Genomic DNA, 26,281 nt, shown 5'->3' with positions numbered 1-26,281 from the left:
GCTAGCGCGGCTCGGCGGGACTGTTGTGGTACGCGGCGACCGTCCACTTGCCGTCCCGCCGATGCAGGACCCAGGTCGCGTTGACGTACCGGTCGGCGGGCACGTCGGTCTCGCCGGCGAACAGAATCGCCGCCCTGCTGACCACCACGGCGTGGTCCGCGCCGAGGAAACGGATATCTCCGATGTCGTCGGTGACGGTCGAGTTCGCGAGAACGGTCGAGAAACTGTCCGCCATAGCCTGCCGGATCTCCGCCCTGCTGCGCCGATAGGTCCCCGGCATGATCACCGTGGCGTCCTCGGCGTAGTCCGCGACGAAAGCGTCGGCGTCCCCGGCCGCCCAGGCCTTGTACTGATCGGCCAAGATCTGCGCGATGGCGGTCGAGTCGTCGGTTCGAGTCGTGGTCATGGCATGTCCTTCGTTCGTCGGCGGGGCCCTTTGTTCGGGCCGTACACCTCTCCGACGCGCGAGCATCCCCCGGATCGACAAACGAGAAAGGTCCCGACCGGATCGGTCGGGACCTCGCGTTCTGTGCCCTCGGCAGGATTCGAACCTGCGGCCTTCTGCTCCGGAGGCAGACGCTCTATCCCCTGAGCTACGAGGGCGGGGATTGGACCCGGTCGACACCAGTGGTTACGTCGTCCGATCGGGCGGGGAAAGCGTATCGCATCACACGGCGTGCGCCAAAAGACAGGTCCGAGCAGGGATTCAGTTCGGCGTCACGGCACTACCGCGTCGGCATCGGCGCACCCGGCATACCGGGGATGGCGGGAATGCCGGGGATACCCGCGGGGACTTCGTCCATCTGGCCGGTGGGCGGGACGGCCTTCTCCTTGTCGGCGTGGTGGCGCGACTTGGGGACGAAATAGACGACCAGCGCGACGACCAGGACGGCGATCACCACGACCGCGCCGACCAGCGCCCAGGGAACACGCCGGTGCTTCGGCGGGTTGGAATTGCCGTTGTACGCCCCGCCGGGGGCGGATTTGGCGGCGGCACGAATCGCCTTGGCTGATTTCGCGCTGGTGTTCGGCATCGGTTGGCGCTCTCTTCGGGTGCGTCGGTGGTTCTCGCGGTGTCGGAAAGACGGCCGGGGCCGCCGGTGCCGGACGCCGGGTGCGGCGAGCAGGTGCCCGCTGACGGCGCACACCCGCTCGGACCATAGGATAGAGACTCGTGACTCCAGCTGACCTTGCAGAACTCCTTCGTGCGACCGCGGCGAAGGTGCTCGTCGAACGTGGATCCGACCCTGCGGTCCTGCCCGACGAGGTCAAGGTGGAGCGTCCCCGTAATCCGGAACACGGAGACTATGCCACGAATGTGGCTATGCAGGTGGGTAAGAAGGCCGGAATGAATCCGCGCGAACTGGCCGGTCTGCTGGCCGACGCGCTGGCCGCCACCGACGGCATCCAATCCGCCGACGTGGCCGGCCCGGGCTTCCTGAACATTCGCCTCGCCGCGGCCGCCCAGGGCGCCATCGTGGAGCAGATCCGCGCCGCGGGCGCCGCCTACGGCACCGCGCAGGCGCTCACCGGCACCAAGATCAACCTGGAGTTCGTCTCCGCCAATCCGACCGGCCCGGTCCACCTGGGCGGTACCCGCTGGGCCTCGGTCGGCGATGCGCTGGGCCGCATTCTGGCCGCGCAGGGCGCCGACGTGACCCGCGAGTACTACTTCAACGACCACGGCGCGCAGATCGACCGCTTCGCCGAATCGCTGGTCGCCGCCGCCACAGGCGCGCCCACCCCGGAGAACGGTTACGCCGGCGCCTACATCTCCGAGATCGCGGGACAGATCACCGCCGCGCATCCGGACGCGGTGAGTCTGCCGGAGAACGAGCGGCACGAACTGTTCCGCCGCGAGGGTGTGGAGCTGATGTTCGCCCACATCAAGCAGACGCTGCACGATTTCGGCACCGACTTCGACGTGTACTTCAACGAGAGCTCGCTGTTCGCCTCCGGCGCCGTGGAGAAGGCGCTCGAGCAGCTGAAGGCCTCGGGCAACCTGTACGAGAAGGACGGCGCCTGGTGGATCGCCAGCACCGAATACGGTGACGACAAGGACCGCGTCGTCATCAAGAGCGACGGCAAGTCCGCCTATATCGGTGGCGATATCGCCTACTTCCAGAACAAGCGCTCGCGCGGGTTCGACCTCTGCATCTACATGCTCGGCGCCGACCATCACGGCTACATCGGCCGGCTGAAGGCGGCGGCGGCCGCGTTCGGCGACGATCCGAACACCGTCGAGGTGCTGATCGGCCAGATGGTGAACCTGGTGCGCGACGGTGTAGCGGTGCGGATGAGCAAGCGCGCGGGCACGGTGGTCACCCTCGACGATCTGGTCGAGGCGATCGGCGTCGACGCCGCCCGCTATGTGCTGGTGCGCAGTTCGGTGAACTCGAGCATCGATATCGACCTGGATCTGTGGACCAAGCAGAGCAGTGAGAATCCGGTCTACTACGTGCAGTACGCGCACGCCCGCACCTGCGCGGTCGCCCGCAATGCCACCGACTTCGGATTCGCCGGTGTCGCACCGGATCTCGGCCTGCTGGTCGCCGACGAGGAGGGTGAACTGATCCGCACCCTCGGCGAATTCCCGGCCGTGGTGGCGAGTGCGGCGAGCCTGCGCGAACCCCACCGCGTGGCACGTTATCTGGAGGAACTGGCGGGCGCCTACCACCGCTTCCAGACCAACAAGACGCTGCGGATTCTGCCGCAGAACGACGACCCGGTCCTGCCGGTCAACGCCGCCCGCCTGCAACTGGTCGACGCCACCCGTCAGGTGCTGTCCAACGGTCTGGCGCTGCTGGGTGTATCCGCCCCGGAGCGCATGTGAACCGCGGTCGGTCAGGTCATCGTGTGAGGAAGGAATTATTGTGAGTGCGCATCCGGCGGGACCTCGGCACGCCGAGATCCCCCACGCCCCCAACCTGCCGGAGCGGCCCGCGGACCCCCGCGAGATGATCGACCTGCCCGACAAGGTGTGGCCCCGCAACGCCTCTCGCGACGCCGCGGGTGTGGTGCGCCTGGCCGGGGTTCCCGTCACGCAGCTCGCCGCCGAATTCGGCACCCCGCTGTTCGTGGTCGACGAGGACGACTTCCGCTCCCGCTGTCGCGACATGGTTCGGGCGTTCGGTCCCGGCGCGCGAGTTCACTACGCCTCCAAGGCATTTCTGTGCGGCGAGATCGCGCGCTGGGTGTGCGACGAGGGCCTGCACCTGGACGTGTGCTCCGGCGGCGAGCTGGCGGTGGCGCTGCACGGCGGTTTCCCCGCCGAACGAATCGCGTTGCACGGCAACAATAAATCGGTCGCCGAACTGGAGCAGGCCGTCGCGGCGGGGGTCGGGCACATCGTCGTCGACTCGCTGATCGAGATCGAGCGCCTGGAGGCGGTCGCCGCCCGCGCGGGTGTGGTGCAGGACGTGCTGGTCCGCGTCACGGTCGGCGTGGAAGCGCATACGCACGAATACATTTCGACCGCGCACGAGGATCAGAAGTTCGGCTTCTCGATCGCCGGCGGCGATGCGATGCAGGCGTTGGCCCGGGTCTTCGAGGCGGACAATCTGCGCCTGGTCGGCCTGCACAGCCATATCGGATCGCAGATCTTCGACATCGACGGTTTCGAGATCTCCGCGCGGCGCATGTTGCGACTGCTGCGCGAGGCGATCGAGAAGTTCGGCGTCGAGCGCACCGAACAGATCGCGATCCTGGATCTCGGTGGCGGCCTCGGCATTTCGTATCTGCCGAGCGACGATCCGCCGCCGCTGGACGACTTCGCCGCGAAGGTGCGCGACCTCGTCGAGGTGGAGGCGGGGCAGATCGGCCTGCCCGTCCCGACCATCGCGGTGGAGCCGGGCCGCGCGATCGCGGGTCCGGGCACGGTAACCCTCTACGAGGTCGGGACCACCAAGGACGTCTCGCTCGACGCCGGCGCGCAGCGCCGCTACGTCAGCGTCGACGGCGGGATGAGCGACAACATCCGTCCCGCGCTGTATCAGGCCGACTACGACTGCCGGCTGGTCTCCCGCTCCAGCGAGTCCGCCCCCGTGGTGGCTCGTGTGGTCGGAAAGCATTGTGAGAGTGGCGATATCGTCATCCGCGACACCTGGATGCCGGCCGACGTCGGACCGGGGGACCTGGTTGCGGTCGCGGCCACGGGAGCGTACTGCTATTCGATGGCCAGCCGCTACAACATGCTCACCCGCCCGGCCGTGGTCGCGGTCCGCGACGGGCAGGCGCGGCTGCTGCTGCGCCGTGAGACGGTGGCGGATCTGATGAGCCTGGAAGCGACGGAGGTGCACTCATGACCGAGGCGACGAACCAGGCCCGCGGCAGTGCGTTCGGGATCGAACATCCCATCGGGGTCGCGGTGCTCGGCATGGGCAATGTCGGCACCGAGGTGGTGCGCATCCTGCGCGACCACGCCGACGACCTGCGTTCGCGGGTGGGCGCCCCGGTGGTGCTGCGCGGCGTCGCGGTGCGGCGCCTCGACGTCGACCGCGGCATTCCGGCCGAGTTGCTGACCACCGACGCCGAGGCGCTGGTCGCCCGCGACGACGTCGACCTGGTGGTCGAGGTGATGGGTGGTATCGATCCGGCTCGCAAGCTGATCCTGGCCGCCCTCAACGGCGGCAAGTCGGTCGTGACCGCGAACAAGGCGCTGCTGGCCGACTACACCGGTGAGCTGGCCGCGGCGGCGGAGGGCAGCCGCGCCGACCTGTACTTCGAGGCCGCGGTGGCCGGCGCCATTCCCGTGGTGCGCCCGCTGATCCAGTCGATGTCCGGCGACCGGGTGAACCGGGTGGTCGGAATCGTCAACGGCACAACGAATTTCATTCTCTCGGCGATGGACGAGACCGGCGCCGACTACGCCGACACACTCGCCGAGGCGACCCGGCTCGGCTACGCCGAAGCGGATCCCACCGCCGATGTCGAGGGCTACGACGCCGCCGCCAAGGCCGCGATCCTGGCCTCGCTGGCCTTCCACACCCGCGTCACCGCCGCCGACGTCTACCGCGAGGGCATCTCGAAGATCAGCGCCGAGGATCTGGAGACCGCGGCGGCGGTCGGCTGCACCGTGAAGCTGCTGGCCATCTGCGAGCGGATGCCCGGCGGCGAGCGGCTGTCGATGGACGGATCAGCGGTCGCCGTGCCGGGAGACGCGGGCAGCTCGCCCGCCGGTAAGGATCGGGTGTCGGTGCGCGTGTACCCGGCGCTGATCCCGCGACGGCATCCGCTGTCCTCGGTCAACGGCGCCTTCAACGCGGTGGTCGTCGAGGCCGAGAACGCCGGCCGGCTGATGTTCTACGGCCAGGGCGCGGGCGGCGCGCCGACCGCCTCGGCGGTGATGGGTGATCTGGTGATGGCGGCCCGCAACAAGTTCTACGGTGGCCGCGCACCGGGTGAATCGGTTTATGCTGAGCTGCCGATCGCGCCGATCGGCGACATCCCGACCCGCTATCACGTGAACCTGCAGGTTGCCGACCGCACCGGGGTTCTGCAGGCGGTGTCCGGCAAATTCGCCGAACACGGTGTCAGCATCTCGACGGTCCGCCAGGAGGGGCACGACGAGGGCGCCCGACTGGTCGTGGTCACCCACCACGCGCCGGAGTCGGCGCTGGCCGATACCGTGGCAGCACTTGCCGAGCTGGAATCCGTCACATCCGTGACCAGCGTCTTGAGATTGGAAGGCACCGAGGAATGAGTCAGACAGGAGCGCCGCCGTCGGCCGGGGCCGTGCACACTCCGTGGCCGGGGCTGATCGCCGCCTATCGGGAGCGCCTGGCGGTCGGCGCGGACTGGGAGCCGGTCACCCTCTACGAGGGCGGCACGCCGCTGGTGCCCGCGCATCACCTGTCCGAGCTCACGGGCTGCGAGGTGTATCTCAAGGTCGAGGGCCTCAACCCGACCGGCTCCTTCAAGGACCGCGGTATGACCATGGCGATGACCGATGCCAAGGCTCGCGGCCAGAAGGCGGTGCTGTGCGCCTCCACCGGTAACACCTCCGCCTCGGCGGCGGCCTACGCCACCCGGGCCGGCATGCACTGCGCGGTGCTGATTCCGCAGGGCAAGATCGCGATGGGCAAGCTCGCGCAGGCGGTCATGCTCGGCGCCAAGATCATTCAGGTCGAGGGCAACTTCGACGACTGCCTGGAGCTGGCCCGCAAGGTCACCTCGGACTTCCCCGAGGTCGGCCTCGTGAACTCGGTCAACCCGGCGCGCATCGAGGGGCAGAAGACCGCGGCCTTCGAAATCTGCGACGCGCTGGGCAAGGCCCCCGACGTGCACGCCCTGCCGGTCGGCAACGCGGGCAACATCACCGCGTACTGGAAGGGCTACAGCGAATATCACGCGGACGGTCTGACCACGAGCCGCCCGCGCATGCTCGGTGTGCAGGCCGCCGGCGCCGCGCCGCTGGTCAACGGTGCGCCGGTGAAGGATCCGGAGACCATCGCGACCGCGATCCGGATCGGCGCGCCCGCGTCGTGGAACAGCGCGGTGGCCGCCCAGGAGCAGTCCGGCGGCGCCTTCCGCGCCGCCACCGACGACGAGATCCTGGCGGCGTATCGCCTGGTCGCGAGCACCGAGGGCGTCTTCGTCGAACCCGCTTCGGCCGCCAGCGTGGCCGGTCTGCTGGCCGCGCGCAAGGAGGGCTGGCTCGATTCCGGTCTCACCGTCGTATGCACCGTCACCGGCAACGGCCTGAAGGACCCGGACACCGCCCTGCTGGGTATGCCCGCGGTGGAGGCGGTCGCGGTGGACCCGGTAGCGGTGGCCCGCGAGCTCGAGTTGGCCTGAGTTGAGTGCGCGCGAAGGTCAGTTGATGACGCGGACCCTCCCGCCCGGTATCACCGTTACCGCGAAGGTTCCCGCTTCCAGCGCCAATCTCGGACCCGGATTCGATTCGCTCGGTATCGCTTTGGGGCTGTACGACGAAATCGTGGTACGTACCACCGATTCCGGGCTTACCATTCGAGTGGAGGGTGAGGGCGCGGACGACGTCCCTTGGGGCCCTTCACATCTGGTGGTGCGCGCGATCGAACGCGGCCTGGAAGCCGCGGGCGTCTGGGCCGACGGGCTGGATGTGGTGTGCCGCAACGTCATTCCGCATTCGCGAGGGCTGGGATCGTCGGCCTCGGCGGCGGTCGGCGGACTCGCCGCCGCGCGCGGGCTGGCCGCGAAATTCGACCCGGCGCTGACGGGTTCGGATGCCGAATTGGTGCAACTGGCTTCGGAATTCGAGGGGCATCCCGACAACGCCGCCGCCAGCGTGCTCGGCGGCATCGTGGTGTCGTGGACCGAATCCGACCGCGCCGGTGAACTCGACGCGAGCAGTTCCGTCGAGCACCACCAGCGCGTCTACCGTGCGGTGCGGCTGGAACCGCACCCACGGCTGCGCGCGACGGTGCTGATCCCGCAGGAGCGCTCCTCGACCGCGCACACCCGCGGCCTGCTGCCGGAGATGGTCCCGCACGGCGACGCGGCGTTCAACGTCAGTCGCGCCGCGCTGTCGGTGGTCGCCCTGACCGAGCGTCCCGACCTGCTCCTGCCGGCGACTCAGGACCGCCTGCACCAGGGCTATCGCGCCGCCGCGCTGCCGCTGACCACCGCCTGGATCACCCGGCTGCGCACCGCCGGACTCGCCGCGATGGTGTCGGGCGCCGGTCCGACCATCCTGGCGCTGAGTGCCGGAGAATTTCCGGACGACCTGCGCAAACTCGCCGAGGAGCACGGTCTGCGCGTGGTCGAACCCGACATTTCCGCGGGTGTAAGCGTGGATTGATGGCGTGGCTGCCTTGCTGACGTGGTCGGACAGAGCTATCCTGAGCACGTCCGTACATCGTGCGCGTCAGACGCCGGTGCTTCATCAGGGCAATCGCTCCAGCAGGCTCCTTGCTCAAGCTCGGTGGCTCGGGGGCTCGAATCACTCGGGACTTCGACCTCGACGTCGGGGACAGCGACTGGAATGATCACTCCCACTCAATGAACCGGTGGCCGTGACCAGGTGGGTGATTCCATCGGTCCGGCGGGGCAGGCGATACGGCATCCGAGCTCGGCACAGTGATCGGGCTTCGGGACGAACCCTCGAATATGCACACGGCAATCGAGGGAAGGAAAGGATCTCCGTGACAGATACGGACCTGCTCGCGACACCCGGGGTGGACACTGCAAATCCCTCGGACGGCCGCGAAAGTGACTCCGGACAGATTTCGAAGATGAGCGAACACACCGACGTCGCACGATCGGGGCTGACTGGAATGTTGTTGCCGCAGTTGCGTGCGCTTGCCGGAGAGCTCGGTATCCGAGGCACATCCGGAATGCGTAAGGGCGATCTCATCGCCGCCATCAAGGAAAACCAGGCCTCCTCCGGCAAGTCCGCGCGTGGTGGCCGGGGCGATACGAAATCCGCCGAAGCGGACGCGGGCGCCGAGCCGGCCGCGAAGTCCGCGAATGTCGCGACCGAATCCGGTGCGGCGGCGAAGGCCGAGTCCCCTCGGACCTCCGAGAACGCCGCCGAGTCCGCCGGTAAGGGCCGCGCCAAGAACGATGCGCCGAAGAGCACCCGCAACGGTGCCGCGCGTGGTCAGCAGCAGACTCTCGACGGCGTCGGCACCGAGAACTCGTCCGCCAAGGCGGAAACCGCGGAATCGGCTGCGCGCCCGGCCGATTCGGGTGACGAGTCCGGCCGTGACGGTAGCCAGCGCGGCCGCGGCCGCCAGCGTCGTGGCCGCGACCAGCGTGGTGAGGGCGGCGACAACCGTGGCGAGAACCGCGGTGGCGAGGCTCGCGCCGAGACCAAGACCGAACCGAAGGCCGAGGGCGGGGACGCCAAGTCGGATCAGGAATCGGGCGATCGTCGCCGCGACCGCAACCAGTCCGGCGGTCAGAACCAGTCCGGCCAGAACGGCGCCGCCCGTGGTGGCGACCGTGGCGGAGACGACGAGGAAGGTGGGCGCGGGCGCCGCGGCCGCCGGTTCCGGGAGCGTCGTCGTGGCGGACGTGACCGTGAGGGCGGCGAGGGCGGCCGCGAGGTCGAGATCCGCGAGGACGATGTCCTGCAGCCGGTCGCCGGCATCCTCGATGTGCTCGACAACTACGCGTTCGTGCGCACCTCGGGCTACCTGGCCGGCCAGAACGACGTCTACGTGTCGATGAACCTGGTGCGCAAGAACGGCCTGCGCCGGGGCGACGCGATCACCGGTGCGGTGCGTGCGCCGCGCGAGGGCGAACAGAGCAATCAGCGCCAGAAGTTCGATCCGCTGGTGCGGCTGGACACGGTCAACGGCTCGGATGTCGAATCCGCCCGCCGCCGGCCGGAATTCAACAAGCTCACCCCGCTGTACCCGAACCAGCGGCTGCGGCTCGAGACCACACCGAACAAGCTCACGACCCGCGTGATCGACCTGATCATGCCGATCGGTAAGGGCCAGCGTGCGCTGATCGTGTCGCCGCCGAAGGCGGGTAAGACCACGATCCTGCAGGACATCGCGAACGCGATCGCCACCAACAACCCGGAGTGCTACCTGATGGTGGTGCTGGTGGACGAGCGTCCCGAAGAGGTCACCGATATGCAGCGCTCGGTGCGCGGCGAGGTGATCGCCTCGACGTTCGACCGTCCGCCGAGCGATCACACCTCGGTCGCCGAACTCGCCATCGAGCGGGCCAAGCGCCTGGTGGAGATGGGGCAGGACGTCGTCGTGCTGCTCGACTCGATCACCCGGCTGGGTCGTGCGTACAACAACTCCTCGCCGGCCTCGGGTCGCATCCTGTCCGGTGGTGTGGATTCCACCGCGCTGTATCCGCCCAAGCGGTTCCTCGGCGCGGCCCGCAACATCGAGAACGGCGGCTCGCTGACCATCATCGCCACCGCCATGGTGGAGACCGGTTCCACCGGTGACACGGTGATCTTCGAGGAGTTCAAGGGCACCGGTAACGCCGAGCTCAAACTCGATCGCAAGATCGCCGAGCGGCGCGTGTTCCCGGCCGTCGACATCAACCCGTCCAGCACCCGCCACGACGAGCTGCTGATGTCGCCCGACGAGATGGCGGTCATCCACAAGCTGCGCCGGGTGCTCTCGGGCCTCGATTCGCAGCAGGCGATCGACCTGCTCATCGACCGTTTGAAGAAGTCGAAGAGCAACGTCGAATTCCTGATGACGGTCTCGAAGACCGCACCGGGTGCCTTGGACGAATAGGCGACGAGCAGTACGTCCGCCCGGCGCGCACCCGCAGGTGCCGCTCGGCTCGCGATAATGCGGCCCCGCTTCGGCGGGGCCGCATTGCTGTCCGCGGGAGACGTGAACGCCGTTGACGGCGTCTGCCGGGGCGGGGCGGGGTAGGGGAATAGAACAGCAGGCCGATGACCGCGGCACCGGCGATCAGCCCGATCAGAATCAACGCGGTGACACCGGTGATGGATCCGGTGGAGACCGAGGTCGCGGCGAATTCGTAGGGTCGATCCGGTCCGGTGGGGGTCACGACGGCGGCGCGGGGCGGGGTGCCGGAGGCTGTGAGCCACCCGGCGAGGACGAGGATCGCCAGCGCGGCCAATGTCGTCGCGGCGCCGAGTTCCTTGGTATGCCGACTTCCCGGCAACAGGCGGATGGTGCGGTCTCCGAGGCGGGGATGCCCGGCGTCCGGGGCTCGAGATCTCCTGCTCGTCCCCCGCGAGGTGGGGAAATTCACTGCTGTCCCTCGGATCGTCGGTTCGATTGCCACGGGTCTACTTCCTGGAACGAATCTACGAACAAAGGTGTTCATATTCCCGAGTAGCCGACTACTCGTTTCAGCGTGGCTCGAGAACCGCGAATACGCGTGCCGCTACTTCCCCGGGGTGTGCCGCTTCCGGGGTGCCGATGCCGGAACAAATCCGGTACGGGGTGCGTTGTGAGTGCGTATCGGCGGTTCTGGCATACTGGACCGTCGGTGCGTCTGCGATCGGCAGACCATCCCGCCTAGTCGGTTCCGGTTCACGTCCATCACGGCAGCACGGCAGATACAGCCGTGGGCCGGGGCGACCCGGGGCCAGATCGAGAGGACACCCATGAAGGCAGGAATTCACCCGGCATACGTGCCGACCACCGTTGTCTGCGGTTGCGGCAACACCTTCCAGACTCACAGCACCAAGGAGTCGGGCCACATCACCGTCGAGGTCTGCTCGCAGTGCCACCCGTTCTACACGGGCAAGCAGAAGATCCTCGACACCGGCGGTCGCGTCGCCCGCTTCGAGGCCCGCTACGGCAAGCGCGCCAAGAAGGCCGAGGGTTCGGAAGCCAAGTAGCTGCCCCGCCAACGCCCGTCCTGCATTCGCAGGCCGGGCGTTGGTGCGTTTATAGGTGACCGAAAGCTCCCAGCAGGAGGCAAGACCGCCATGGCCGACAAGATCACGGCCCCATCCGCCATCGACGACATTCTCGCCGAGCACGCCGGCCTGGAAACCCAGCTGTCGGATCCGGCGTTGCACAACAATCCCGGTGAGGCCCGTCGCGTCGGTAAGCGGTTCGCCGAATTGGCGCCGATCATGTCGACCTACACCAAGCTCACCGCGGCACGCGACGATCTGACCGCCGCCCGGGAGCTGGCCGCCGACGATTCGTCTTTCGCCGCCGAGGTGCCCGGCCTCGAACAGCAGGTCGAGGAACTGGAGAAGACGCTCACCGATCTGCTCGCCCCGCGCGATCCGCACGATGCCGACGATGTCGTGCTCGAGGTGAAGTCGGGGGAGGGCGGCGAGGAGTCGGCTCTGTTCGCCTCCGATCTGGCCCGCATGTACATCCGCTACGCCGAACGGCACGGCTGGAAGGTGGAGGTCCTCGATGCCAACGTGTCCGACCTGGGCGGATACAAGGAGGCGACGCTCTCGATCAAGAGCCGCGAGCCCAGCCGCGACGGCGTCTGGTCCCGGCTGAAGTTCGAGGGCGGGGTCCATCGCGTGCAGCGCGTGCCGGTCACCGAATCGCAGGGCCGCATCCACACCTCCGCGGCCGGCGTGCTGATCTACCCCGAACCCGACGAGGTCGAACAGGTCCAGATCGACGAGTCGGATCTGCGCATCGACGTCTACCGCTCCTCCGGTAAGGGCGGCCAGGGCGTCAACACCACCGACTCCGCGGTCCGGATCACGCATTTGCCGACCGGCATCGTCGTGACCTGCCAGAACGAGCGTTCGCAGCTGCAGAACAAGATCCGCGCGATGCAGGTGCTCTCGGCGCGGTTGCAGAGCCTGGCCGAGGAACAGGCCGAGGCCGACGCCGCCGCGGGACGTGCCTCCCAGATCCGCACGGTCGACCGCTCCGAGCGCATCCGCACTTACAACTTCCCCGAGAACCGCATCACCGACCACCGCATCGGCTTCAAGGCCCACAATCTCGACTCGGTGCTGGACGGCGAACTGGACGCGCTGCTGGACGCCCTCGGCGAAGCCGACCGCGCCGCCCGGCTTGCGGCGGAATGATGCCGGCCCCCGGCGAGGCGGGGCAGCACCGAGTGCCGCTACGTCCCGCGATCATCGACGCCGCGCACACGCTCGGGGCGGCGGGGGTGCACAGCCCGCGGATCGACGCGGAATTTCTGGCCGCCTTCGTCCTCGAGGTCGAGCGCTCGCGGCTGGCCCTGATTCCGATGGTCACCCCGGAACAACTCGAACGGTTCCACAAGCTGGTGGTGCGCCGGGCCGAGCGGGTGCCGCTCCAGCATCTGACCGGCGCCGCCTCGATGGGTGAGGTGGACCTCGAGGTGGGACCGGGCGTGTTCGTCCCGCGGCCGGAGACCGAGCTGATCTTCGCGTGGGCGCTGGCCCGGCTCGAGGCGGCCGGTCACGAGCATCCCCCGATCGTGGTCGACCTGTGCACCGGATCGGGTGCCTTGGCCCTGGCGATCGCCAACGCCCGTCCCGACGCCGAGGTGCACGCGGTCGAAATCGATCCCACCGCAAGGCAATGGGCGCAGCGCAACGCCGAACGGCAAGCCGCGCAAGGAGATACGCCGATCGTTCTGCATGCCGGCGATGTCACCGACGCGCGAGTACTGGACGAGCTGAACGGCCGCGTCGACGTCGTCGTCGCGAATCCGCCTTACATCCCGTCGGGCGCTCGGCTGGATCCCGAAGTGGCCGAACACGATCCGCATCTCGCTCTGTTCGGCGGACCCGACGGACTCGAGGTGATAGCCCCCATGATCGCCACCATCGCGCGGCTGCTGCGCCCCGAGGGCGTGGCCGCCGTCGAACACGACGATTCGCACGGTGCGCAGGTCGCGGCGCTGTTCGCCGGAGACGGCCGGTTCTTCGACATCGTCGAACACCCGGATCTGGCCGGCCGGCCGCGCTTCGTCGCCGCCCGCCGCGCGCGCTGACCCTCGCGATTGCCGAGAATTTGCGCGAAGCCGGGCAACGTGCCGTGAGACACATTCAATAGACTCACCGCCGTGAGTACCGTCTACGACTGCTCCGATCCCGATTCTCGTGCCGCCGGATTGACCGCCGCGCGGACCACCTTGAAATCCGGACGGCTGGCCGTCATCCCCACCGATACGGTCTACGGAATCGCCGCGGACGCGTTCGATTCGACGGCCGTGGCCGGCCTGCTGGCGGCCAAGCGGCGTGGGCGCGACATGCCCGTGCCGGTGCTGGTCGGTTCGTGGAACACCATCGACGGTCTCGTCTTCTCCGTGCAGCCGCAGGCGCGCGATCTGATCCGCGCCTTCTGGCCGGGCGGGCTGAGCCTGGTCGTGCAGCAGGCGCCCTCGCTGGCCTGGGATCTCGGCGACGCCCGCGGCACGGTGATGCTGCGTATGCCGCTGCACCCGATCGCGCTGGAACTGCTGCGCGAGGTCGGTCCGATGGCCGTGTCGAGTGCGAACGTCTCCGGGCAGCCGCCCGCCACGACGGTCACCGAGGCGCGACACCAGCTGGGCAACCAGGTCGGCGTGTATCTGGACGGCGGTCCGGCCGAACACGGTGTGCCCTCCACGATCGTGGACCTGACCGGCGACCGTCCGCGGGTGCTACGGGCCGGCGCGGTGACCGTCGCGCAGGTTGCCGAGGTGCTGGGTATGGCGCCGGACGAACTGTCGCCCGAGACCACCCGCTGACGGCCCGGTAGATGGTTTTCAGTCAGGGTGCGGTCGTCCCGCTGCGCGAGCTGCTTCTGGTGCTGCTCGTGTCCGCGGTGGTGACGATGTTGTCCACCGGCGGAATTCGGGTGCTGGCCATCGGTTTCGGCGCCATCGCGGTGCCACGCGATCGTGATGTGCATCTCGAGCCGATTCCGCGCATGGGCGGCGTCGGCATCTATCTGGGCGTGCTGGCCGCGGTGTTGTTCGCCCATCAGCTGCCGGCGCTGCGCCGCGGTTTCGACTATCCGCGCGATATTCCGGCCGTGCTGGTCGCGGGCACGCTGATCGTCCTGGTCGGCATCGTCGACGACCGCTGGGGACTGGACGCGCTGACGAAGTTCGTGGGCCAGATCTCGGCCGCCGGGGCGATGGCCGTGATGGGCCTGAGCTGGGTGGCCATCTACAACCCGTTCAGCAACACCACGGTCGTGCTCGACCAGCTGCAGGGCTGGGTGGTCACGGTGGCCATCACCGTCACCATGATCAACGCGATGAACTTCGTGGACGGTCTCGACGGGCTCGCGGCGGGGCTGGGGCTGATCGCGGCCGCCGCCGTCTTCGTGTTCACCGTGGGTTTGCTCTATCAGCAGGGCGGCGCGACCGACGGCTACCCACCCGCCCTGCTGGCCGCCGCGCTGGCGGGTGGATGTCTGGGATTTCTGCCACATAATTTCCACCCGGCCCGAATATTCATGGGCGATTCCGGATCGATGTTGATCGGTCTGATGCTCGCCGCGGTTTCCACCGGCGCATCCGGCCGAATTCCGCTCACCGGATACGGGCCGCGCGACATCGTGGGCCTGCTGTCACCGCTGTTGCTGGTGGGAGCGGTGATGTTCATTCCGGTATTGGATCTGGTGCTGGCAATCGTGCGCCGCGTGCGCGCGGGTGTGAGTTTCTCCACTCCCGACAAAATGCATTTGCATCACCGTCTGTTGCAGATCGGCCATTCGCATCGGCGCGTGGTGTTGTTGATCTATCTGTGGGTCGGCGTGCTCGCATTCGCGGCCGTGGGAACCTCTTTGATGGACCGCCGCGTGGTGGTTCTGCTGTTCGCGGCCGGTTTGGTTTTCGCGCTGGTTGTGACGGCCGTCCCATCGCTGCGTGAAGTGGTCGGGCTCCGCGGTCGCCGCAAGTAAGGAACGGGTAAAGTGGCTCGACGTGAGCACGGCACCCGAATTGCACCCCGACGCGCCACTACGAGCAGCGCTGCGTTACGGCATCGCCGGATTGTGCGTGCTGGTGGTGGTTTCGGTCGTCGCCGGCTCGATCGTCGCGGGCTGGGCCGGTTTCTGGGGCGCGCTCATCGGATCCGCGATCGGTGGTTTCTTCATTCTCACCACGGCCGCTCTCGTGCTGTTCAGCGCGAAATTGGATTCCGGCATCCAGGGCATGGTGATGCTGGCGAGCTGGATCGGCAAAATTCTGGTCGTGATGATCGTGGTCGCGATCTTGCACCAGTTCGATTTCTACAGCCCCGGCACTCTCTTCCTGACCGTCGTGGGGGCGTTGCTGATTGTTCTCGGAGCCGAGACGTACGGGCTTCTGCGCCAACGTGTTCCGGTGATCGACCCGCCGGCGGGGTCCGCCGACCAAGATCGTTCGAACGCGTGAGCAAGACCCCCTACACGTTGTCGTAGATAGCTTGGTAAACTCTTTACCGTAAGCATCCGAACCAACGGGGCCGACCGCATCGTCGCCGGTGCGAGAGGTTATGCTTACTGCCGTGCCGGTCCTTCGGTGAGAAGTCCCGGCCCTGCACCGTCGACGATGTCGCCGACGTACAGACGCCACGGCGGGTTTCCCGCGCAGCTGCTGACGAACTTCGAGCCGACCTGAGTCGACCACCTGATCGTCAATGTCCGATCGAACCGCGAGATGGAACATGTCTCGCGGCCCGAACACGGGAGAGAACGCTGAGCGTCACCACTTTGGCGGGCGAGTTCCACGCGCCTTCGCTGCAAGACTTCTTCCCTCCAGCTGTGCTGTTCGAGGGGACGCCTTTCGAGCTCGACCGTTTGATGCTCATTCGCATCATCATGGCGGCAGTCCTGGTCGCGGTCATGTTGCTCGCATTCCGGAGCCCGCGCCTGGTGCCGCGCGGACTGCAGAACGCCGCGGAAATCGGCCTGCTGTTCGTGCGTGAGCAGATCTGCGAAGAGGTGCTCGGCAAGGAAAGTGGCCGCCGGTATTTCCCGTTGATCGCCACGATCTTCTTCACGGTCCTGTTCCTGAACTTCTCCAGCGTCATCCCGTTCTTGAACATCTCCTCCAACGCACGCGTCGGTATGCCGTTGGTGCTGGCGGTCATCGCCTATATCGCCTTCAACTACGTGGGTATCCGGAAGTACGGCTTCTGGAAATACATGCGCTCGTCCATCGTCGTGCCGAATGTTCCGGTCGCGCTGCACGTGCTGCTGATTCCGATCGAGTTCATCTCGACCTTCATCCTGCGTCCGTTCACGCTGACCGTCCGACTCATGGCCAACATGCTGTCCGGTCACATCATGCTGGTGCTGTTCTTCAGCGCCACCCAGTTCTTCCTCTTCGACGCCGCTTCGTGGATGAAGATCTTCTCGCCGTTCTCCCTGCTCGCGGGATTCGGATTCACGCTGTTCGAACTCCTGGTGATCTTCCTGCAGGCCTACGTGTTCGCGCTCCTGACGGCCGTCTACATCGGCCTCGCGCAGCACGCCGACTCGCACTGACCGCACGACCGCACAAGAACTGCCCCACCTGCCGCCGGGCGGGTGGGCAACAGAAAGGGAAAGAAATCTCATGAGCCTCTCCTACGTGGCCGCCGAACTCGCCCAGACCTCGGATCGGGTCAAGGGCTACGGCGCTATCGGTTACGGTCTGGCCGCGATCGGCCCGGGTGTCGGCGTCGGCATCGTCGTCGGTAAGGCGATCGAGGGCATCGCCCGTCAGCCCGAGCTGCAGGGCACCATCCGGACCAACATGTTCCTGGGTATCGCGTTCACCGAGGCCCTCGCGCTGATCGGTCTCGTCGCCGGCTTCATCTTCTGATTCCGATGAACAGCATGTACTTGCTCGCCGAGAATGCAGAGGACAAGAACCCTCTGATTCCGGAGCCATACGACATCGTCTGGTCGGTGGTGTGCGTTGTCGTCATCGGGATCCTGTTCTACAAGTACGTGGTTCCTCGATTGACGAAGGTGCTCGACGAGCGCTCGGAGAAGATCGAAGGCGGCATGGCCAAGGCCGAGGCCGCGCAGGCCGAGGCGCAGGAAACGCTGCAGCAGTACCAGCAGCAGCTGGCCGAGGCCCGGCTCGAGGCGGCGCGCATCCGTGAGGAAGCGCGTACCCAGGGCCAGCAGATCCTCGCGCAGCTGCGCTCGGAGGCTCAGGCCGAAGCCGATCGCATCGTCTCCGCCGGTCACGCCCAGCTCGACGCCCAGCGTCAGCAGATCGTGACCGAGCTCCGGTCCGAGCTCGGCCGCACCGCGGTCGACCTGGCGGAGAAGATCATCGGGCAGTCCGTGGCGGACGAAGCCAAGCAGGCGGCGTCCATCGATCGGTTCCTCACCGAGCTGGATCAGAAGGCCGGCATCGGGGTCGGAAGGTAACCTGCGCCTGAGAGGTCTTGTCGGTGACGCAAGTCACCGGCGCCCGACCACTCCGGGCCCCGGAATTCAACACAGTGAAAGTGGGAATCATGTACGCAGCGAGCCGCGAGGCGAGTTCCCGTGCGAGGGAAGCTCTTTCGGCCGCACTCACCGGGAGTGACTCCGTCGCCGCCACGACGGGCTCCGAACTGTTCGCCGTAGTCGCCGTGCTCGACGACCAGCGTTCGCTGCGTGTGGCGCTCGCGGATAAGTCGGTGTCGAGTTCGGTGCGTGCCGAACTGGCCGAACGCGTTTTCGGCGGCAAGATCAGCGCGGCCACTCAGGCCGTGCTGACCACTGCCGTCGCCCAGGACTGGTCTCGTACCCGAGATCTGGTCGACACCCTGGTGCTGCTCGGGCAGGAGGCGCTGTTGCGCGCCGCGGCCGACCGCGGACGTATCGACGCCGTCGAGGACGAGTTGTTCCGGCTGGGCCGCACCGTCGAAGACAACCCGGATCTGGAGCAGGCGCTCACCGATCGCGGTAAGCCGGCGGCCGCCAAGCGCGATCTGCTGGCGCGGCTGCTCACCGGGAAGGTCGAGGACGTCACCATGCAGCTGGCCGAGCAGGCGGTCGGCCGGTCGCGCGGTGATGTCGGCGTCGCCTTCGACCAGTTGTCCGATCTGGCGGCGTCGTTGCGCAAGCAGATCGTCGCGCACGTTCGTTCGGCGACGGCCCTGACGCAGCAGCAGCGGGAGCATCTCGCCGCATCGCTGCAGCGAATCTACGACAAGCCGGTCACCATTCACGTGCAGGTCGATCCGGCATTGCTGGCCGGCGTCGTCGTGCGTATCGGTGACGACGTGATCGACGGCAGCGCCGTCGGCCGACTGCAGCGCCTGCGCCAGGCCCTGGCCTAGCCGAGCCATCGAGCCCGGCAACCCACCCCGACATTCCAGACCACAGCGAGAGCAGGAAGAACCATGGCGGAGCTGACGATCTCCCCCGATGAGATCCGTAGCGCGATCGAAAGCTACACCCAGAGCTACACCCCCGAAACCTCCATCGAGGAAATCGGCACGGTCACCGACACCAGTGACGGCATCGCGCACGTCAGCGGCTTGCCGTCGGCGATGACCAACGAGATCCTCGAGTTCCCCGGCGGTGTGCTGGGTGTCGCGTTGAACCTCGACCCCGACGAGATCGGTGCGGTCATCCTCGGTGAGTTCGACGGAATCGAAGAGGGCCAGCAGGTCCGCCGCACCGGTGACGTGCTCTCGGTGCCGGTCGGCGACAAGTTCCTGGGCCGCGTCATCAACCCCCTCGGCCAGCCGATCGACGGCCTGGGCGAGATCGAGGCCGACGAGCGCCGCGTGCTGGAGCTGCAGGCCGCGACCGTGCTGGAGCGCCAGCCGGTCGAGGAGCCGATGGCCACCGGCATCACCGCCATCGACGCGCTGACCGCCATCGGTCGTGGCCAGCGTCAGCTGGTCATCGGCGACCGCAAGACCGGTAAGACCGCGGTCTGCATCGACGCCATCCTGAACCAGAAGGCCAACTGGGAGTCCGGCGATCCGACCAAGCAGATGCGCTGCATCTACGTCGCGATCGGCCAGAAGGGCTCCACCATCGCCGGCGTGAAGTCCGCGCTCGAGGCGCACGGCGCGATGGAGTACACCACCATCGTCGCCGCCCCCGCGTCCGACTCCGCCGGTTTCAAGTGGCTCGCGCCCTACACCGGTTCCGCGCTCGGCCAGCACTGGATGTACCAGGGCAAGCACGTCCTGATCGTGTTCGACGACCTGTCCAAGCAGGCCGAGGCCTACCGCGCCATCTCGCTGCTGCTGCGTCGCCCGCCGGGCCGCGAGGCGTACCCCGGTGACGTCTTCTACCTGCACTCGCGTCTGCTGGAGCGTTGCGCGAAGCTGTCCGACGCGATGGGCGCCGGCTCGATGACGGGTCTGCCGATCATCGAGACCAAGGCCAACGACATCTCGGCGTTCATTCCGACCAACGTCATCTCCATCACCGACGGTCAGGTCTTCCTCGAGTCCGACCTGTTCAACAAGGGTGTGCGCCCGGCCATCAACGTCGGTACCTCCGTCTCCCGTGTCGGTGGCGCCGCGCAGACCAAGGCCATGAAGACGGTCGCCGGTTCGTTGCGTCTGGAGCTGGCCTCCTACCGCGAGCTGGAGGCGTTCTCCGCCTTCGCCTCCGACCTGGACGCCGCCTCCCTGGCCCAGCTCGAGCGCGGTGCCCGCTGGGTGGAGCTGCTCAAGCAGGACCAGTACTCGCCGGTCGCGGTCGAGGACCAGATCGTTTCGATCTACCTGGTCGACGCCGGTTACTACGACTCGGTGCCGGTCGGCGATGTGCGGCGCTTCAACGCCGAGCTGCTCGAGCACCTGCACAACAAGGTGCAGAGCTCCTTCGATGCTCTCGAAGGTGGCGCGAAGCGGCTCGAGGGCGAGGCCGCCGACGCGATCAAGACCGAGACCGAGCGCTTCAAGCAGGGCTTCCTGGCCTCCGACGGCAGCCGCGTGGTCAACGAGGCCGACGCCGGTGAACTGGACCACGAAGAGGTCGAGTCGCTGTCGGTCACCCGTAAGCACGTCGAGAAGTAAGCCGGGTCCGACGATGCCTACGAATTCGATACGCGAAGGGAGTGTGAACCGCTGATGGCGAACTTGCGTGAATTGCGCTCCCGTATTCGTGGCGTGAGCTCGATCAAGAAGATCACCAAGGCCCAGGAACTGATCGCGACCTCGCGAATCAGCAAGGCCCAGGCCCGGGTGGCCGCCGCGAAGCCGTACGCGGAAGAGATCACGAAGGTGCTCGGCGAATTGGCCAGTGCCTCCTCGAATCTCAACCACCCTCTGCTCACCGAGCGGGCCACTCCGCGCCGCGCCGCCATCCTGGTGATCACCAGTGACAGCGGTATGTGTGGTGGCTACAACTCCAACGTGCTCAAGCGCACCGAAGAGCTGATCACGACGCTGCGCTCCGAGGGCAAGGAGCCGGTGCTGTACGTGATGGGCAACAAGGGCCTGACGTACTACTCCTTCCGCAACCGCCCGCTGGCCGGTTCGTGGACCGGGTTCTCGCAGCAGCCGCACTACACCGACGCTTCGGCCGCATGCCACCACCTGGTGGATGTGTTCATGGCGGGCTCCGACACCGAGGTGGAGGGGCCGGGCGGCACCGGGAACATCGAGGGCGTGGACGAGATTCACATCGTCTACACCCGCTTCGTCTCGATGCTGTCGCAGGTGCCCGAGGTTCGCCGGCTCGCTCCGATCCAGGTGAGCTTCGTCGACGAGAACTTCGAACTCGGCGAGGACATGCTCACCGACTCGCCGGACGCGAAGATCACCTCGCTCTACGAGTTCGAACCGGATGCGGACAAGCTGCTCGGCGCCCTGCTGCCGAAGTACATCAACACCCGCATCTACTCGTCGTTGCTCGAGGCCGCGGCCTCGGAGTCGGCCGCGCGCCGCACCGCAATGAAGGCTGCCACCGACAACGCCACCGAGCTGGTCAATACCCTGACCCGCCAGGCGAACTCGATCCGGCAGGCGAACATCACGCAGGAAATCAGTGAAATCGTCGGCGGCGCGAACGCGCTGGCTGCGTCCTCGGATCGCGACTAAGCCCTAGCCCCCATGGAAGAGAACAAATGACCGCAGCTGTCACGCAAGAAAACGCAAGCCGGGCGGGCGCTGGCACAGGCCGCGTCGTCCGGGTCAACGGCCCCGTTGTGGACGTCGAGTTCCCGCGCGGCGCCATCCCAGATCTGTTCAACGCGCTGCACGCCGACGTCACTCTGCCGTCGGTGGCCAAGACGCTGACCCTCGAGGTCGCGCAGCATCTGGGCGACAACATCGTTCGCACCATTTCGATGCAGCCGACCGACGGCCTGGTCCGCGGCGTCCCGGTGTCCGACACCGGCAAGCCGATCTCGGTTCCGGTCGGCGACGTCACCAAGGGCCACGTGTTCAACGCCCTCGGCGACTGCCTCGACACCCCGGGTCTGGGCCGCGACGGCGAGCAGTGGGGCATCCACCGCCAGCCGCCGGCCTTCGACCAGCTCGAGGGTAAGACCGAGATCCTGGAGACGGGTATCAAGGTCATCGACCTGCTGACCCCGTACGTGAAGGGCGGCAAGATCGGCCTGTTCGGTGGTGCCGGTGTCGGCAAGACCGTTCTGATCCAGGAGATGATCACCCGTATCGCGCGTGAATTCTCCGGCACGTCGGTGTTCGCCGGCGTCGGTGAGCGCACCCGTGAGGGCACCGACCTCCACCTGGAAATGGAGGAGATGGGCGTCCTTCAGGACACCGCCCTGGTCTTCGGCCAGATGGACGAGCCGCCGGGCACCCGTATGCGCGTCGCGCTGTCCGCGCTGACCATGGCGGAGTACTTCCGCGATGTGCAGGGTCAGGACGTGCTGCTGTTCATCGACAACATCTTCCGTTTCACCCAGGCCGGTTCCGAGGTCTCGACCCTGCTGGGTCGTATGCCTTCGGCCGTCGGTTACCAGCCGACCCTGGCGGACGAGATGGGGCAGCTGCAGGAGCGCATCACCTCGACCCGTGGTCGTTCGATCACCTCGATGCAGGCGATCTACGTTCCCGCCGACGACTACACCGACCCGGCGCCGGCGACCACCTTCGCCCACCTGGACGCGACCACCGAGCTCTCCCGCCCGATTTCGCAGAAGGGTATCTATCCCGCCGTCGACCCGCTGACCTCGACCTCGCGAATCCTCGAGGCCTCGATCGTCGGCGAGCGGCACTTCGCGGTGGCCAACGAGGTCAAGCGAATCCTGCAGAAGTACAAGGAACTCCAGGACATCATCGCGATTCTGGGTATGGACGAGCTCTCCGAAGAGGACAAGGTCCTCGTCGGCCGGGCGCGTCGTCTGGAGAAGTTCCTCGGCCAGAACTTCATCGTGGCCGAGAAGTTCACCGGTCAGCCGGGTTCGGTCGTGCCGCTGGAGCAGACCATCGACGATTTCGAGCGGGTCTGCAAGGGCGAATTCGACCACCTGCCGGAGCAGGCGTTCAACTCCTGCGGTGGCCTGGACGACGTCGAGGCGGCCGCGAAGAAGATCGCCGGGAAGTAGTCCACCATGGCGGATATGTCAGTTGATCTGGTCGCCATCGAGCGGCGGCTGTGGTCGGGGACGGCGAGTTTCGTCAGCGCCCAGACCACGGAAGGTCAGATCGGTATTCTGCACGGCCACGAGCCCGTACTCGGCCAGCTGGTCGAGGGCGGGATCGTGACCATCGACAGCACCGAGGGCGAGCGCATCGTCGCGGCCGTGCACGGCGGCTTCTTCTCGTGCACGGGTGAGGCGGTCCGGATTCTCGCCGAGTCGGCGGAATTCGCGGGCGATATCGATATCGACGCGGCCCGCGCGGTACTGGCCGATCCGAATGCCTCGGAGCAGGAACAGAATGCGGCGACCGCGCGAGTTCGCGCGGTGGAAGCGATGAGCGCCTGACGCGAACGCCTCAGGGCGAGAACCGAATAGCGCAACCGTGTGGCGGTCCGGATATCCGGACCGCCACACGGCGTTTCTGCCGGAGTTCGCTCTAATCCGGTGAGGAGGCGGGGCGGTGTGCCGGACGACCACGGCCAGGAATCGCGCAAGAAGTCCACCGCCGAGATCGGAACCGGCCACACCCTGGCCATGGTGATCGTCCGGGATGCGCCCTTTCCATGGATCGAGCGCGACCCCAGGCCGGCACGAATACGGGACCCACCGTGAACTCGTGTGCAGCCAACCGTGACGGGCTTCGAATGCCGTTGTGCGAGTGTGCCTCTGATCACCTTCCTCCGGATCGGCGAATCGGCGGATATCCTCGTTTGTGGAACGGATGTACCGGCTGTGTGCCGCGGCGCCCTGGTTTGTAGACTCGCTGCGGGAGCGGCCTTGTTCGGGGATGGCACGGCGCTGGCGACGGCACAGGGGCGAAGCGAAGGGACGGACCTGGATTGCGGACCGGGATGGTGCTTCTGATCATTCTGGTGCTGCTGCTGGTCGGCGTAGCGCTGGTGTCGCTGTATCGCCTGGTCATGTTGCGCCGGGGTGGAACCGCGGCGATTCTGCGGGTACTTCCGGCACAGGGTGGTCAAGGGTGGCGGCACGGTCTGATTCGCTACGGTGAATCCCGGCTCGTCTTCTACAAACTCACCAGCCTGAAAGTGGGACCGGATTCGACCATCCGGCGGCTGGGCATCGAAGTGGTCGATCGGCGTTCTCCGGTGGGCGACGAGTACGACATCATGACCGACGACATCGTCGTGATCGCGGTCTCCGACGGTGACGGCAGCTATGAACTCGCCCTGGATCGCCCTGCGTTGACGGCATTCCTGTCCTGGGTCGAATCACGGCCCTCCGAACGCATCCGGCGCCGTCCGGGACGTTGACCCAGAAATAGGTGGTCACCAGCAATGAGTGTGCATCTGACCAAGATCTATACCCGGACCGGAGACGACGGCACCACGGGCCTGAGCGACTTCTCCCGGGTGCCGAAGAACGATCCGCGACTGGTCGCCTACGCCGACTGCGACGAGACCAATGCCGCCCTCGGCGTGGCGCTCGCTCTCGGAGAGCCGCAAGCCCGCATCGCCGAGGTGCTGCGCCAGGTGCAGAACGATCTGTTCGACGCCGGCGCCGATCTGTCCACCCCGGTCGTGCCGGACCCGAAATATCCGCCGCTGCGGATCACCCAGTCCTATATCGACCGCCTGGAACGCTGGTGTGACGAGTTCAATGCCGAGCTTGCTCCGTTGAATTCGTTCATCCTGCCCGGCGGCACGCCGTTGGCCGCGTTGCTGCATACGGCCCGCACCGTGGCGCGCCGGGCGGAACGCGCGGCGTGGGCGGCCGTGGACGCGCATCCGGACGACATCAGCGTGTTGCCCGCGAAATACCTCAATCGGCTCTCCGATCTGCTGTTCATTCTCGGCCGGGTGGCCAACCCGGACGGCGACGTGCTGTGGCGGCCCGGCGGATCGGAGACCGGCGGACCGGCCGCGACCGACCAGCCCTCCCGTTAGGCTGGCCCCCGTGAGTGAACGGTTTCTGGTGACCGGGGGCAGTCGGCTGGTCGGCGAGGTCGCAGTGGGTGGTGCGAAGAACAGCGTTCTCAAGTTGATGGCCGCCGCCCTGTTGGCCGAAGGCACGACGACGATCACCAACTGCCCGGACATCCTGGATGTGCCGCTGATGGCGGAGGTCCTGCGTGGTCTGGGCTGCGATGTCACCGTCGATGGATCGGTGGTCGCCATCACCACCCCGGCCGAGCCGAAATATCACGCCGACTTCCCGGCGGTGACTCAGTTCCGCGCGTCGGTCTGCGTCCTCGGACCCCTGATGGCGCGGTGTAAGCGCGCCGTCGTCGCCCTGCCCGGCGGCGACGCGATCGGTTCCCGTCCGCTCGATATGCACCAGGCCGGCCTGAGATTGCTCGGCGCGACCAGCGAAATCGAGCACGGCTGCCTGGTCGCTCGCGCGGACGAGCTGCAGGGTGCGCGGATCCGGCTGGATTTCCCTTCGGTCGGTGCGACCGAGAACATCCTCATGGCCGCGGTCCTCGCGGAGGGGGAGACGGTGATCGACAACGCCGCGCGCGAACCCGAGATCGTCGACCTGTGCACCATGCTCACCCGGATGGGTGCCCGTATCGACGGCGCCGGCACCTCGGTCCTCACCATCTCCGGCGTGCGCAAACTCGCGCCCACCACCCATCAGGTGATCGGCGACCGGATCGTCGCCGCGACCTGGGGAATCGCCGCCGCGATGACGAGGGGTGACGTCCGCGTCACCGGCCTGAACCCCAAACACCTCTCGCTGGTGCTGGACAAGCTGCGTTCGGCGGGCGCGCGAATCACGTTCGAACCCAACGGTTTCCGGGTGGAACAACCGGAGCGGCCGCTTGCGGTGAATTTCTCCACCCTGCCCTTCCCGGGCTTCCCCACCGATCTGCAGCCGATGGCGATCGGCCTGGCGACCATCGCCGACGGGACGTCCATGATCACCGAGAACATCTTCGAGGCGCGCTTCCGCTTCGTCGAGGAGATGATCCGCCTGGGCGCCGACGCCCGCACCGACGGCCACCACGCCGTGGTTCGCGGCATCCCGCGGCTGTCCAGTGCGCCGGTGTGGTCGTCCGATATCCGCGCCGGCGCGGGTCTGGTGCTCGCGGGTCTCGTCGCCGACGGCGTCACCGAGGTGCACGACGTCTTCCACATCGACCGCGGCTACCCCGACTTCGTCGAGAATCTGCGCTCGCTGGGCGCCGAGGTGGAACGGGTCGGAACGCCGGCGTAGTCCGCCGTACATCCGAAAGACCTTCCTGACCAGGCGATTTGACATAGAATCAACCGCCACGTAACTTATTCCAGGTCAGAGCGACACGGACACCAACCCCGGGCCGAGAGGCAAGGGGACAACGAGGTAGTACGGGGAGCGCCTGACGCTCACACTGGTTCGACCGAGACCCCGATTTGGTTCGGGTCCGATGGTTGAGCTAAGCTGGAAAAGTTGCCTCGCCGATCGAACAGATGAAAATCTGGGAGATGGTGAGTGCGTG

26 protein-coding genes and 1 tRNA gene are annotated in these 26,281 nt (G+C 67.1%); 24 read left to right on the top strand and 3 right to left on the bottom strand.

Annotated features, from left to right (window positions below):
- Position 1: 1 nt before the first annotated feature.
- The 3 genes from NMI01S_RS00130 to NMI01S_RS00120 form a co-directional block, all read right to left on the bottom strand.
- Positions 2–406, bottom strand: coding sequence for an SgcJ/EcaC family oxidoreductase (locus NMI01S_RS00130; RefSeq protein WP_062994015.1), 405 nt, complete (start codon positions 404–406; stop codon positions 2–4).
- Positions 407–530: 124 nt separating this feature from the next.
- Positions 531–603 (bottom strand) — tRNA-Arg (locus tag NMI01S_RS00125).
- A gap of 122 nt (positions 604–725) precedes the next feature.
- Positions 726–1,034 carry a hypothetical protein gene (locus tag NMI01S_RS00120; RefSeq protein ID WP_062994014.1) on the bottom strand — a complete coding sequence of 103 codons (309 nt, stop codon included), beginning with the start codon at positions 1,032–1,034 and terminating at the stop codon, positions 726–728.
- A gap of 140 nt (positions 1,035–1,174) precedes the next feature.
- On the opposite strand from NMI01S_RS00120, the gene argS reads away from it, so the two are divergent.
- The 24 genes from argS to murA all read left to right on the top strand — a co-directional run bounded on the left by argS (position 1,175) and on the right by murA (position 26,019).
- Positions 1,175–2,833 (top strand): arginine--tRNA ligase, encoded by a 1,659-nt coding sequence (gene argS, locus NMI01S_RS00115; RefSeq protein ID WP_062994013.1) that lies wholly within the window; start codon positions 1,175–1,177, stop codon positions 2,831–2,833.
- A 40-nt stretch (positions 2,834–2,873) separates the two neighbouring features.
- On the top strand, positions 2,874–4,304 hold the full coding sequence (gene lysA, locus NMI01S_RS00110) for a diaminopimelate decarboxylase (RefSeq protein WP_062994012.1): 1,431 nt from the start codon (positions 2,874–2,876) through the stop codon (positions 4,302–4,304).
- The gene (locus NMI01S_RS00105) at positions 4,301–5,701 is read left to right on the top strand and encodes a homoserine dehydrogenase (protein WP_062994011.1); all 1,401 of its coding nucleotides are present in this window, start codon (positions 4,301–4,303) and stop codon (positions 5,699–5,701) included. The genes lysA and NMI01S_RS00105 overlap by 4 nt, the downstream gene beginning before the upstream one ends.
- The gene (thrC, locus tag NMI01S_RS00100; RefSeq protein ID WP_062994010.1) at positions 5,698–6,795 is read left to right on the top strand and encodes a threonine synthase; all 1,098 of its coding nucleotides are present in this window, start codon (positions 5,698–5,700) and stop codon (positions 6,793–6,795) included. Before NMI01S_RS00105 ends, thrC begins: the two co-directional genes overlap by 4 nt.
- Positions 6,796–6,820: 25 nt before the next feature.
- The gene (thrB, locus tag NMI01S_RS00095) at positions 6,821–7,780 is read left to right on the top strand and encodes a homoserine kinase (RefSeq protein WP_062994009.1); all 960 of its coding nucleotides are present in this window, start codon (positions 6,821–6,823) and stop codon (positions 7,778–7,780) included.
- A gap of 433 nt (positions 7,781–8,213) precedes the next feature.
- The gene (gene rho, locus NMI01S_RS00090) at positions 8,214–10,193 is read left to right on the top strand and encodes a transcription termination factor Rho (RefSeq protein ID WP_157125982.1); all 1,980 of its coding nucleotides are present in this window, start codon (positions 8,214–8,216) and stop codon (positions 10,191–10,193) included.
- 848 nt (positions 10,194–11,041) lie between these two features.
- On the top strand, positions 11,042–11,278 hold the full coding sequence (gene rpmE / locus NMI01S_RS00085; RefSeq protein WP_030518286.1) for a 50S ribosomal protein L31: 237 nt from the start codon (positions 11,042–11,044) through the stop codon (positions 11,276–11,278).
- A 90-nt stretch (positions 11,279–11,368) separates the two neighbouring features.
- Positions 11,369–12,451, top strand: a complete 1,083-nt coding sequence (gene prfA / locus NMI01S_RS00080) for a peptide chain release factor 1 (RefSeq protein WP_062994008.1) — start codon at positions 11,369–11,371, stop codon at positions 12,449–12,451.
- Complete coding sequence (gene prmC, locus NMI01S_RS00075) at positions 12,451–13,350, top strand: peptide chain release factor N(5)-glutamine methyltransferase (protein ID WP_062994007.1); 900 nt, start codon at positions 12,451–12,453, stop codon at positions 13,348–13,350. The genes prfA and prmC overlap by 1 nt, the downstream gene beginning before the upstream one ends.
- A 72-nt stretch (positions 13,351–13,422) precedes the next feature.
- On the top strand, positions 13,423–14,088 hold the full coding sequence (locus NMI01S_RS00070) for an L-threonylcarbamoyladenylate synthase (RefSeq protein ID WP_036498542.1): 666 nt from the start codon (positions 13,423–13,425) through the stop codon (positions 14,086–14,088).
- A gap of 11 nt (positions 14,089–14,099) precedes the next feature.
- Entirely contained in the window at positions 14,100–15,251 is a 1,152-nt protein-coding gene (locus NMI01S_RS00065; protein ID WP_030518282.1) for an MraY family glycosyltransferase, read from the top strand.
- Positions 15,252–15,273: 22 nt separating this feature from the next.
- Positions 15,274–15,726 carry a Cg1360 family ATP-synthase-associated protein gene (locus NMI01S_RS00060; protein ID WP_062994006.1) on the top strand — a complete coding sequence of 151 codons (453 nt, stop codon included), beginning with the start codon at positions 15,274–15,276 and terminating at the stop codon, positions 15,724–15,726.
- A gap of 317 nt (positions 15,727–16,043) precedes the next feature.
- Positions 16,044–16,820: a F0F1 ATP synthase subunit A gene (gene atpB / locus NMI01S_RS00055; protein WP_081879867.1), complete on the top strand. Its 777-nt coding sequence runs from the start codon at positions 16,044–16,046 to the stop codon at positions 16,818–16,820.
- Positions 16,821–16,890: 70 nt separating this feature from the next.
- Positions 16,891–17,139 (top strand): ATP synthase F0 subunit C, encoded by a 249-nt coding sequence (locus NMI01S_RS00050; protein WP_025347580.1) that lies wholly within the window; start codon positions 16,891–16,893, stop codon positions 17,137–17,139.
- 5 nt (positions 17,140–17,144) lie between these two features.
- Positions 17,145–17,699 (top strand): F0F1 ATP synthase subunit B, encoded by a 555-nt coding sequence (locus NMI01S_RS00045; protein ID WP_039776814.1) that lies wholly within the window; start codon positions 17,145–17,147, stop codon positions 17,697–17,699.
- A gap of 89 nt (positions 17,700–17,788) precedes the next feature.
- The gene (locus NMI01S_RS00040; RefSeq protein WP_039776815.1) at positions 17,789–18,598 is read left to right on the top strand and encodes a F0F1 ATP synthase subunit delta; all 810 of its coding nucleotides are present in this window, start codon (positions 17,789–17,791) and stop codon (positions 18,596–18,598) included.
- Positions 18,599–18,661: 63 nt separating this feature from the next.
- Positions 18,662–20,302, top strand: a complete 1,641-nt coding sequence (gene atpA, locus NMI01S_RS00035; protein ID WP_062994005.1) for a F0F1 ATP synthase subunit alpha — start codon at positions 18,662–18,664, stop codon at positions 20,300–20,302.
- A gap of 54 nt (positions 20,303–20,356) precedes the next feature.
- Positions 20,357–21,328 carry a F0F1 ATP synthase subunit gamma gene (locus tag NMI01S_RS00030; protein WP_062994004.1) on the top strand — a complete coding sequence of 324 codons (972 nt, stop codon included), beginning with the start codon at positions 20,357–20,359 and terminating at the stop codon, positions 21,326–21,328.
- A 26-nt stretch (positions 21,329–21,354) separates the two neighbouring features.
- Positions 21,355–22,803, top strand: coding sequence for a F0F1 ATP synthase subunit beta (gene atpD / locus NMI01S_RS00025; RefSeq protein WP_039776817.1), 1,449 nt, complete (start codon positions 21,355–21,357; stop codon positions 22,801–22,803).
- 6 nt (positions 22,804–22,809) lie between these two features.
- Positions 22,810–23,184, top strand: a complete 375-nt coding sequence (locus NMI01S_RS00020) for a F0F1 ATP synthase subunit epsilon (protein WP_062994003.1) — start codon at positions 22,810–22,812, stop codon at positions 23,182–23,184.
- A gap of 117 nt (positions 23,185–23,301) precedes the next feature.
- Entirely contained in the window at positions 23,302–23,451 is a 150-nt protein-coding gene (locus NMI01S_RS34625) for a hypothetical protein (RefSeq protein ID WP_157125981.1), read from the top strand.
- Positions 23,452–23,690: 239 nt separating this feature from the next.
- Positions 23,691–24,113 (top strand): DUF2550 domain-containing protein, encoded by a 423-nt coding sequence (locus NMI01S_RS00015; RefSeq protein ID WP_062994002.1) that lies wholly within the window; start codon positions 23,691–23,693, stop codon positions 24,111–24,113.
- A gap of 24 nt (positions 24,114–24,137) precedes the next feature.
- A complete protein-coding gene (locus tag NMI01S_RS00010; RefSeq protein WP_062994001.1) occupies positions 24,138–24,746 on the top strand; it encodes a cob(I)yrinic acid a,c-diamide adenosyltransferase in 609 nt (202 codons plus the stop codon).
- A 10-nt stretch (positions 24,747–24,756) separates the two neighbouring features.
- Complete coding sequence (gene murA, locus NMI01S_RS00005) at positions 24,757–26,019, top strand: UDP-N-acetylglucosamine 1-carboxyvinyltransferase (protein ID WP_062994000.1); 1,263 nt, start codon at positions 24,757–24,759, stop codon at positions 26,017–26,019.
- Positions 26,020–26,281: the final 262 nt, after the last annotated feature.

Origin of the sequence: Nocardia mikamii NBRC 108933, assembly GCF_001613505.1 — a bacterium.
GTDB lineage: Bacteria > Actinomycetota > Actinomycetes > Mycobacteriales > Mycobacteriaceae > Nocardia > Nocardia mikamii.
This window is presented reverse-complemented; position numbering and strand designations above follow the sequence as displayed.

Bases quoted from the DNA above. Each gene is read 5' to 3' on its own strand.
- NMI01S_RS00130 (WP_062994015.1), bottom strand. From the start codon at position 406: ATGACCACGACTCGAACCGACGACTCGACCGCCATCGCGCAGATCTTG.
- NMI01S_RS00120 (WP_062994014.1), bottom strand. From the start codon at position 1,034: ATGCCGAACACCAGCGCGAAATCAGCCAAGGCGATTCGTGCCGCCGCC.
- NMI01S_RS00105 (WP_062994011.1), top strand. From the start codon at position 4,301: ATGACCGAGGCGACGAACCAGGCCCGCGGCAGTGCGTTCGGGATCGAA.
- thrC (WP_062994010.1), top strand. From the start codon at position 5,698: ATGAGTCAGACAGGAGCGCCGCCGTCGGCCGGGGCCGTGCACACTCCG.
- thrB (WP_062994009.1), top strand. From the start codon at position 6,821: ATGACGCGGACCCTCCCGCCCGGTATCACCGTTACCGCGAAGGTTCCC.
- rho (WP_157125982.1), top strand. From the start codon at position 8,214: ATGAGCGAACACACCGACGTCGCACGATCGGGGCTGACTGGAATGTTG.
- rpmE (WP_030518286.1), top strand. From the start codon at position 11,042: ATGAAGGCAGGAATTCACCCGGCATACGTGCCGACCACCGTTGTCTGC.
- prfA (WP_062994008.1), top strand. From the start codon at position 11,369: ATGGCCGACAAGATCACGGCCCCATCCGCCATCGACGACATTCTCGCC.
- prmC (WP_062994007.1), top strand. From the start codon at position 12,451: ATGCCGGCCCCCGGCGAGGCGGGGCAGCACCGAGTGCCGCTACGTCCC.
- NMI01S_RS00065 (WP_030518282.1), top strand. From the start codon at position 14,100: ATGGTTTTCAGTCAGGGTGCGGTCGTCCCGCTGCGCGAGCTGCTTCTG.
- NMI01S_RS00050 (WP_025347580.1), top strand. From the start codon at position 16,891: ATGAGCCTCTCCTACGTGGCCGCCGAACTCGCCCAGACCTCGGATCGG.
- NMI01S_RS00045 (WP_039776814.1), top strand. From the start codon at position 17,145: ATGAACAGCATGTACTTGCTCGCCGAGAATGCAGAGGACAAGAACCCT.
- NMI01S_RS00040 (WP_039776815.1), top strand. From the start codon at position 17,789: ATGTACGCAGCGAGCCGCGAGGCGAGTTCCCGTGCGAGGGAAGCTCTT.
- atpA (WP_062994005.1), top strand. From the start codon at position 18,662: ATGGCGGAGCTGACGATCTCCCCCGATGAGATCCGTAGCGCGATCGAA.
- NMI01S_RS00030 (WP_062994004.1), top strand. From the start codon at position 20,357: ATGGCGAACTTGCGTGAATTGCGCTCCCGTATTCGTGGCGTGAGCTCG.
- atpD (WP_039776817.1), top strand. From the start codon at position 21,355: ATGACCGCAGCTGTCACGCAAGAAAACGCAAGCCGGGCGGGCGCTGGC.
- NMI01S_RS00020 (WP_062994003.1), top strand. From the start codon at position 22,810: ATGGCGGATATGTCAGTTGATCTGGTCGCCATCGAGCGGCGGCTGTGG.
- NMI01S_RS00015 (WP_062994002.1), top strand. From the start codon at position 23,691: ATGGTGCTTCTGATCATTCTGGTGCTGCTGCTGGTCGGCGTAGCGCTG.
- NMI01S_RS00010 (WP_062994001.1), top strand. From the start codon at position 24,138: ATGAGTGTGCATCTGACCAAGATCTATACCCGGACCGGAGACGACGGC.